Source organism: Gudongella sp. DL1XJH-153 (genome assembly GCF_049310905.1).
GTDB lineage: Bacteria > Bacillota > Clostridia > Tissierellales > Tissierellaceae > Gudongella.
The window spans coordinates 1-1898 of record NZ_JBMEMN010000068.1; the positions used below are offsets into that span (position 1 = coordinate 1).

The 1898-nt window shown below is 42.3% G+C and carries 2 protein-coding genes; both read left to right on the plus strand.

Going from position 1 to position 1898, the window contains the following annotated elements; all coding sequences use genetic code 11:
- The first annotated feature begins 187 nt into the window (after positions 1-187).
- Entirely contained in the window at positions 188-340 is a 153-nt protein-coding gene (locus tag ACOEN1_RS13335) for a hypothetical protein (protein ID WP_422487383.1), read from the plus strand.
- An 18-nt stretch (positions 341-358) separates the two neighbouring features.
- Complete coding sequence (gene ltrA, locus ACOEN1_RS13340; protein ID WP_422487384.1) at positions 359-1765, plus strand: group II intron reverse transcriptase/maturase; 1407 nt, start codon at positions 359-361, stop codon at positions 1763-1765.
- The last annotated feature ends 133 nt before the right edge of the window (positions 1766-1898 follow it).

Here is a 1898-nt window from a genome sequence, read left to right on the forward strand (position 1 = left end):
GGTGTGCGCCAGTTCGGTGACAGATATTTAGCTGGTGGGAATCCAGCCTGGTAAGACCTAGCAAGTCGCCAGTACCGAGTTCTTGGAGCCTTAAAGGCCAACGATAAGGTTTAAGCGTAGGACAGGGAGCAGGAAGGCCGTAATGCAAAAGCGTGAAGTGATAGAGTTCCGTTATATTATCGATTGTATGGGATGGCTTTATACCTCCATGGGTCATCAACAAGGATTAATCGTTAAGCGAGATTATGAAAACATACCGGGATCCGAGAGCACGGCATACCTGACAATGAGATATCTGGCATACCTGGGAGACCCGGGTGGTTCTGCAAAAGAGCAGTAGGAAGCATCGGCCAATGCAATGGTGAGTGCAGACGAAGACCACTGGGGAGTCGGATTAGTCCATAGTACCAATGAAAGTAGTAATGACACTGGAGGAAAGGGACTAACAGTAAGAAGCTTCTGCAAACAAAACATAGGAGGCACTAAGAGGCAAATGTCTATGGAAAATGAGAAAGCGGAAATAGCCAATTTTGTAGAGAAACATGAAAAAGTACAATCGCTGATGAGATATGTCAATAAAGATACACTAAGAGAGATATATCAAAAGCAACCGAGGAAAAAAGCCGTAGGAATCGACCAGGTGACAAAGGAAATGTATGGTGAGAAACTGGAAGAGAATTTGGATGACTTGCTCTCAAGGATGAAGAAGTTCTCGTATAGACCTTATCCGGTAAGAAGAGCCTACATACCGAAAGGTGATGGCAAAGTCAGGGGATTGGGGATACCTTCATTTGAAGACAAACTTGTGCAGGGAACATTCAAGGAGATACTTGAAGGAATCTATGAGCCAAAATTCAAAGAGTTCTCATATGGATTCAGACCAAATCGAAGTTGTCATGATGCCATTCAGAAGGTAAACAAGCACATAATGGCAGACAAGGTAAATTATGTGGTAGATGTTGATATCAAAGGATTCTTTGATAACATTAGCCACGACTGGATGATGGCATTTCTGGAACACGACATAGCTGACAAGAACTTTCTTAGATACATCAAGAGATTTCTAATAGGTGGTGTCATGGAAGAGGGAAAACGACTGGAAACAGACAAGGGAACAGTTCAAGGAGGACTAATTTCGCCTATTATGGCAAATGTATACCTGCACTATGTACTGGACCTATGGTTTGACTACATCAAAAATCGGGAGTTTAAAGGCGAGATGTACATGGTAAGATATGCAGATGATTTTGTCTGCATGTTTCAATACGAAAACGAAGCACATAAGTTTTTCAACCTTCTAAGAGAAAGATTAAAGAAGTTCGGGCTGGAGATAGCAGAAGACAAAAGCAAGATAATCCCCTACGGGAGATTCAGAGGTACAAAGGAATCCTTTGACTTCCTAGGATTTACGCACTACAATGCCAAAAGTCACTGGGGCAAATACTGCGTGTTGCACAGAACGAGCAAGAAGAAGTTGAGACAGAAGAAAGAAGCGGTAAAGAAGTGGTTGAGGGAAAATATGCACGAAAGCATCCCAGAAACGATAAGGAGACTGAATATTAAACTCCAAGGTCACTACAGGTATTATGGAATCTACGGCAACTACATAGGCATGAAGAAGTTCTTCTTATATGTGAAGAATGAGCTGTGTAGAGCTAAGAAAAGACGTGATCAATCAGAGTGGTTAACCTGGGGAAAATATTATGCAATCCTAAAAATTCATCCACTTGAATACCCTAAAGTATATCTTACAAGTGCTTTTTAGGCGAAAGGCTTACTGAAGAGCCGTATGCCTTAATTGGGCACGTACGGTTCTGTGAGGGGTTCTTGAGACTCAACCCTCCACATACAAAGAATTTCCTTTGAAAGGAGGGAGTCGAGACAGAGTCTACTCGACG

What these genes read in the sequence shown, in the direction of transcription:
- ltrA (WP_422487384.1), top strand. Translation starts at nt 359, where the DNA reads ATGGTGAGTGCAGACGAAGACCACTGGGGAGTCGGATTAGTCCATAGT.
- ACOEN1_RS13335 (WP_422487383.1), top strand. Translation starts at nt 188, where the DNA reads ATGGGATGGCTTTATACCTCCATGGGTCATCAACAAGGATTAATCGTT.